Consider the following 6238-nt stretch of genomic DNA (forward strand, 5'->3'; position numbering starts at 1 on the left):
GGAGGAATCGGCGAGTATCAAATATGCGAGTACGCCGTAAAAGCGCCAAGAGCGCGGGATGTGGCGCTTGCCCTGAAGCAGCTCCACATTTCTGCCGTCTTTTTTTGGGAGAGCCTGAGCATGATGGTTGATTTTTATTTCGATTTTTTGAGCCCCTTTTCGTACCTGGCAAACCACCGTTTGTCGGTGCTAGCGGGGCGTTATGGATTCCCCATCCAGTATCACGCCATTGATTTGGCGCGAGCAAAGACGGCCATTGGCAACATCGGGCCGTCCAATCGGGATCTCAAGGTCAAGCTTGACTACTTAAAGGTGGATTTGCAGCGATGGGCCGATCTCTATAGGATTCCGTTGGTTTTCCCCCCTAACTTCAACAGCCGCCGGGTGAATGCCGGACTGTATTACCCGGCAGCCAGGGAGCGAGCCGCTGAATATGTTCGCCTTGTTTTCGATTCGGCTTGGGGGAAAGGGTGGGCACTGGATGCTGATAGCTTGCTGGCTGAGGTATGCGACAAGCTAAACTGGGATCTCGGTGAATTTGAAGATTTTTTGAACAGCGAAAATGCCGCCAAGGCATACGACGAAGAGACGCAGGCGGCCATTGACCGAAAGGTTTTCGGGGTTCCCACCGTGTTTTGGGATGATCAAATGTGGTGGGGAAATGACCGCCTTTTCATGCTTGAGAGCAGGTTGCAAAAGGAAACGCAACCATAAATTCTCAGTGCATCGATTTTTCTGATTTTTCAACCACGCCTTGATTTTAAGGAGTCTCATGAAGCTTTATTACAGCCCCGGCGCATGTTCATTGTCGCCTCACATCATCCTTCGTGAAGGTGGATTTGACTTTCAGCTAGAAAAGGTTGATCTCGGCACCAAGGTGACTGAGACTGGTGTTGATTACAAGACCGTCAATCCCGTGGGCAGTGTCCCCGCTTTGCAAATGGATGATGGGCAGGTGCTCACCGAAGGGCCGGCCATCGTTCAATACCTCGCTGACCGTGTGCCAGAAAAATGCCTGGCACCGGCAGCTGGCTCGCTGGAGCGTTACCGACTGATGGAATGGCTGAATTTCATCTCCACCGAATTGCATAAAAGCTTCGGAGCGCTGTTCAGCCCGGTGTTTCCACAGGATGCCAAGCCAGTCATCAAGGCCCAATTGGAAAGCCGTCTTGCCCATACCGAGCAGATGCTCGGTGACAAGGTTTGGGCCATGGGGAACGACTTTTCCGTGGTGGACGCCTACTTGTTTACTGTGCTTGGCTGGGGGGCTTACGTGAATGTGGACCTTTCGCCTTGGCCCGGCCTGCAAGGCTACCTCAACCGCGTGGCTGAACGTCCAGCAGTCCGGGCCACATTGTCGGCTGAAGGTTTGATCTGATTTTTTTAGAGAAATAAATAAAGCATGGCCAGCCTCCATGAGCGGCCAGCCATGCCGCGGGGCAGCCGTGGGCAGCGGCCTCGATCAAATTTCGATGCACACAGATTACGAGCCCCTTTTTCCGACTGCGGTCGGATTCAGAAATTGCCGATACTTGCTTTGGTCTGATCGAAGCGTGAGGGATATCGGCTTCCCCTATCCACATGCTTGATGAAGAGGAGCGTATCACCATGAGTCACGAACTTGGCCGACTGGAAGACCTGCCGCAGGACTACCGAGACGAACTCAAACAACTTAACCTGGTGCCGCTATGGCCCAGCCTACGCGCGGTGCTGCCGCCCAATGTCCCGACCCGCCAGACGCAGCCGACTTACTGGTCCTACCAGACGCTCAAGCCGCTGCTGCTCAAGGCCGGTGAGCTGACCCCCATTGAGAAGGCCGAGCGCCGCGTGCTGGTGCTGGCCAACCCCGGCCACGGCCTGGAGAAGATGCAAGCCAGCGCCGCCATATACCTGGGCATGCAGTTGCTGCTGCCCGGCGAGTGGGCGCCCAGCCACCGCCACACCCCCAACGCGGTGCGCATGATCGTGGAGGGCGAGGGCGCCTACACCACCGTGGATGGCGAGAAGTGCCCCATGAGCCGGGGTGACCTCATCCTCACGCCCACCGGCCTGTGGCACGAGCACGGCCACGACGGCAACGAGCCCGTGGTGTGGCTCGATGTGCTGGACCTGCCGCTGGTGTACTACATGGAGGCCAGCTACCACATCGACGGCGAGCGCCAGCAGGTCGACCCCGGCCGGGGCGACTGCGCCTGGACCCGTGCGGGCGTGGTGCCAACCCCCGTGTTCCAGCGCAGCGACAAGCGCTATCCTCTCTTGCGCTACCCTTGGGCCGACACCCGTGCCGCCCTGCTGTCGCTGGCGGCCGACCAGCCTGAGCAGGAATGCGTGCAGGTCACCTACGTCAACCCCGAAACGGGTGACGACGCCGAGAACATCCTGGGCTTCTACGCCCTGATGCTCAAGCCCGGCCAGACCCTGCGCCTGCCCGTGCGTTCGCCCGCCGTGGTGTTCCACCAGATCGAAGGCCGCAGCGAGGCGCGCATCGCCGAGTCCACCTTCGCCCTGAGGGAAGCCGATACCTGCTGCGCCCCCGGCTACACCGAGGTGACGCTGAAAAACCTCTCAGCCGACCAGCCGTCCTTCATCTTCATGGCCGACGAATCGCCCCTGCACCGCAAGCTGGGCGTCTTTGAAAACCGCGGCTGAGCCGCCGCGAAGCACCACACAACAGGAAAGCAAGTGAGCAACTACCTCTGGAACCCGCCTCCCGTCCAGTCTCTGCCCGTTCGTGGCAAGACCGAGCGCTTCCCCATCAACCGCATCTTCTGCGTCGGCCGCAACTACCACGCCCACGCGGTGGAAATGGGCCGTCCGGTCGACAAAAGCGTCGAACAAGCGTTCTACTTCACCAAATCGCCACAAACCCTGGTGGAAAGTGGTGCGACCGTGGCCTACCCGCCGCGCACCAGCAACTACCACTACGAGATGGAGCTGGTGCTGGCGATCGGCAAGCCCGGCTTCCGCGTCAGCGAAGACCAGGCGCACGAGTTGATTTACGGCTACGCCGCCGGCCTGGACATGACCCGGCGCGACCTGCAACTGGTGGCACGCGACAAGGGCCGCCCCTGGGACACCGGCAAGGACATCGAGGAAGGCTCGGTCTGCTCCGAGATCGTGCCGATGCAAGGCGTGGTGGTGGAGCAGGGCGCGATCGCCCTGGAAGTCAACGGCCAGACCAAACAGTCGTCCAACGTGGACAAGCTGATCTGGAACGTCCGCGAGATCATTGCCGACCTCTCCACCTACTACCACTTGCAACCCGGCGACCTGATTTACACCGGCACGCCCGAAGGCGTGGGCGCCGTGGTGGCGGGTGACAAGATCATCGGCCGTGTGGAAGGCATTGCCGAGATCAGCCTGACCGTCGGCCCGGCCGAGTGAGCCTGCACGCGATGAAGCTGTACAACTTCTGGCGCAGCGGCACGTCACACCGGCTGCGCATCGCGCTCAACCTCAAGGGCGTGCCCTACGAGTACCTGGCCGTGCACCTGGGCAAGGAAGAGCACCTAAAGGACGCCTTCAAGGCGCTGAACCCACAGCAGTTGGTGCCCGCGCTGGACACGGGCGCGCAAGTGCTGATCCAGTCGCCGGCCATCATCGAATGGCTGGAGGAACAGTACCCCACGCCCGCGCTGCTGCCGGCCGACGCCGACGGCCGCCAACGGGTGCGCGCGCTGGCCGCCATCGTGGGCTGCGACATCCACCCCATCAACAACCGCCGCATTCTGGAGTACCTGCGCAAGACGTTCGGCGCCGACGAGGCCGCCATCAACGCCTGGTGTGGCACCTGGATCAGCGCCGGTTTCGATGCCTACGAAGCACTGCTGGCGGTCGACCCGAAGCGCGGCCGCTACAGCTTTGGCGACACACCCACGCTGGCCGACTGCTACCTGGTGCCGCAGGTGGAAAGCGCCCGCCGCTTCCAGGTGGACCTGACGCCCTACCCCCTGATCCGCGCAGTGGACGCGGCCTGCGGCGAGTTGGACGCATTTCGGCGCGCCGCGCCAGCTGCTCAACCTGATTCGGCTTGACGAAAAATACGCCGCCTTCGCCCTAATAAACAGTTCGTAGCCCTGCCCAGTGACAAGTATCAATGAGCAATAGTGAAAATGTAAGGGGAAAGATTATGAAACATATTCTGACCCGACGAGCAGCCCTGAGCACTTTGGGCTCCCTTGGAATCGGGGGCCTTCCGGGCATGAGCTTGGCGCAATCCGGCCCTGGCGTGGCCACGATCGTGATTGGACTCGCCGCAGGCGGAGCGACCGATATGGCTGCCCGCCGGTTGTCTGAGGGAATGCGCGGTGCCTATGCTTCCAGTGTGCTCGTCGACAACCGCACGGGGGCGGGTGGTCGAATTGCGATCCAGCATGTTAAGGCCGCGGCACCAAACGGCGCGACACTTCTGCTGACGCCTGCATCCATGATGACGCTATACCCTCACACGTACAAAGATCTGGGATATGACCCGGTCAAGGACTTTGTGCCGGTCGGTATGGTTTCGACAAGCGAGGTTGGGTTTGCGATCGGGCCCGCTGTCCCGGAATCGGTTGGTAGCCTCAACGACTACTTGGCCTGGATCAAGAGTAACCCTGATTCTGCCACGTTTGGCCATGGTGCCACCGGCTCTGGACCGCATTTCTTGGGCGAGCTGCTCGGGCGGCTTTTGGGCGTGAAAATGGTGCAGACAGGCTTCCGCGGTTCCCAGCCTGCGATTGTGGACCTGTTGGGGGGGCACATCCCGGCGGTGGCCGCGCCCTTGGGTGAGTTCCTCCCTCACATGAAGACCGGCAAGATCCGGGTGCTGGGCGTGACTGGCGCCAACCGCTCTCGTTTCCTGACCAACGTCCCGACCTTCAAGGAGCTCCACATCGCCTTGAGTGAGATGACCGAGTGGTTCGGGGTATTCATGCCCGCAGGCACGCCCGCGCAAGCGGTCCAGCAAGCCAGCGCTGCCATGAAGTCGGCTGTTGCAAACCCGGAACTGGTCAAGGCCTACGCCATGATGGGCATGGAGGCTGGTTGGAGTTCGCCTGAAGGCTTGTCCGATCGATTGAAAAACGACATCAAACGCTGGCAAGCAGTCGCTGAGAAAATTGGTTTTACCGCGCAGTCTTGAGCAGAGGGGGGGCACCATGATCAAACGCCGTGAGTGGATGAAAGCCGCGGGATTTGCCACCTTATCGCTCGGCACTGTAAGAAGCGTCAAAGCCCAACCGGTACCAAAATTACTCAAGATCATCAACGGCTTCCCACCCGGAGGAGTCGTCGATGCGGTTGCACGCCGGGTGGCAGAAGGATTGGCGGTGACGGAACCCGGGGTTAACGTGATCGTTGACAACCGTGTCGGAGCGGGTGGGCGGATAGCTGTGTCCGCCGTCAAGGCAGCCGTCGACGATGGCAGCACCTTGTTGTTCACACCAGACGCCGTGCTGTCCTTGTACCCTTTCGTCTACAGCAAGTTGGACTACGATCCGTTCGCGGATCTGGCTCCCGTAGCCACCGTAGCCACTACGACTGACGCCCTTGCGCTGGGTCCCTTGGTACCGCCTTCCGTGCGTGGGCTCCGGGATTTCCTGGCCTGGGCCAAGGAGCACCCTGAACACGCAAGTTTCGGATCTCCCGGTACCGGTACACCATTGCATCTCTTGGGGGCGCTGGTAGCCAAGGAGGCTGGCGTCTATCTCAGGCACGTGGCTTATCGTGGCGCCGCGCCTGGAGTTACCGATCTGATCGGTGGGCAGATTGCATGCATGGCTGCGCCTACGGGGACGTTCTTGTCTTTCCAAAAGGCGGGGAAATTGCGCATCATCGCAACCTCTGGGCCGCAGCGAACACCCTTCACGCCCGACACTCCCACATTTGCAGAGCAAAAGTTCGGTGCAGACTACTGAGGTTACCCCTGAAAAGTGGAGTTCTTAACCCTTGTTGAAAATACCGACGAGGAGTTGAGCAATGAGTGACAAGCAGGTGCGTGCGCAGTACACGCGTGAATTCAAGCTGGAGGCGGTTCGACAGGTCCGCTCGGGTCGGGCGATTGCGGTAGTGGCCAAGGTGCTGGGCATTCCCAAGGCCAGTCTGGGGAACTGGGTGAGGCTGGCGGCCAAGGGCGAGCTCGGCGGCGCTGATGGCGGTGACAAGGTCGCCAAGGTGTCTGCCGAGCAGATGGAGATAGCGCGGCTGCGCGCTGAGAATGCTCGCCTTCGCATGGAGCGCGACATCGCAAAAAAAGCCG

General features: G+C 60.5%; 8 protein-coding genes. All 8 read left to right on the forward strand.

Going from position 1 to position 6238, the window contains the following annotated elements:
- Positions 1-60: 60 nt before the first annotated feature.
- Complete coding sequence (locus tag Q392_RS32120; RefSeq protein ID WP_217998759.1) at positions 61-714, forward strand: 2-hydroxychromene-2-carboxylate isomerase; 654 nt, start codon at positions 61-63, stop codon at positions 712-714.
- A 58-nt stretch (positions 715-772) separates the two neighbouring features.
- A complete protein-coding gene (gene gstA / locus Q392_RS20460; RefSeq protein ID WP_026437506.1) occupies positions 773-1378 on the forward strand; it encodes a glutathione transferase GstA in 606 nt (201 codons plus the stop codon).
- Between the two features lie 230 nt (positions 1379-1608).
- Entirely contained in the window at positions 1609-2649 is a 1041-nt protein-coding gene (locus Q392_RS20465; RefSeq protein WP_228771123.1) for a cupin domain-containing protein, read from the forward strand.
- Between the two features lie 33 nt (positions 2650-2682).
- On the forward strand, positions 2683-3384 hold the full coding sequence (locus Q392_RS20470; protein WP_026437508.1) for a fumarylacetoacetate hydrolase family protein: 702 nt from the start codon (positions 2683-2685) through the stop codon (positions 3382-3384).
- Between the two features lie 11 nt (positions 3385-3395).
- On the forward strand, positions 3396-4034 hold the full coding sequence (gene maiA, locus Q392_RS20475) for a maleylacetoacetate isomerase (protein WP_026437509.1): 639 nt from the start codon (positions 3396-3398) through the stop codon (positions 4032-4034).
- Positions 4035-4228: 194 nt separating this feature from the next.
- The gene (locus tag Q392_RS20480) at positions 4229-5122 is read left to right on the forward strand and encodes a Bug family tripartite tricarboxylate transporter substrate binding protein (RefSeq protein WP_161125183.1); all 894 of its coding nucleotides are present in this window, start codon (positions 4229-4231) and stop codon (positions 5120-5122) included.
- 16 nt (positions 5123-5138) lie between these two features.
- Entirely contained in the window at positions 5139-5897 is a 759-nt protein-coding gene (locus Q392_RS32125) for a tripartite tricarboxylate transporter substrate-binding protein (protein WP_084217250.1), read from the forward strand.
- Between the two features lie 61 nt (positions 5898-5958).
- On the forward strand, positions 5959-6238 hold a 280-nt coding region (locus Q392_RS20485; protein WP_038211674.1), incomplete at its 3' end, for a transposase.

It is taken from the genome of Xenophilus azovorans DSM 13620 (assembly GCF_000745855.1).
Classification (GTDB): Bacteria; Pseudomonadota; Gammaproteobacteria; order Burkholderiales; family Burkholderiaceae_C; genus Xenophilus; species Xenophilus azovorans.

Excerpts from the sequence above, each read along its gene's own strand:
- gstA (WP_026437506.1), top strand. The coding sequence starts at position 773 with ATGAAGCTTTATTACAGCCCCGGCGCATGTTCATTGTCGCCTCACATC.
- maiA (WP_026437509.1), top strand. The coding sequence starts at position 3,396 with ATGAAGCTGTACAACTTCTGGCGCAGCGGCACGTCACACCGGCTGCGC.
- Q392_RS32125 (WP_084217250.1), top strand. The coding sequence starts at position 5,139 with ATGATCAAACGCCGTGAGTGGATGAAAGCCGCGGGATTTGCCACCTTA.
- Q392_RS20465 (WP_228771123.1), top strand. The coding sequence starts at position 1,609 with ATGAGTCACGAACTTGGCCGACTGGAAGACCTGCCGCAGGACTACCGA.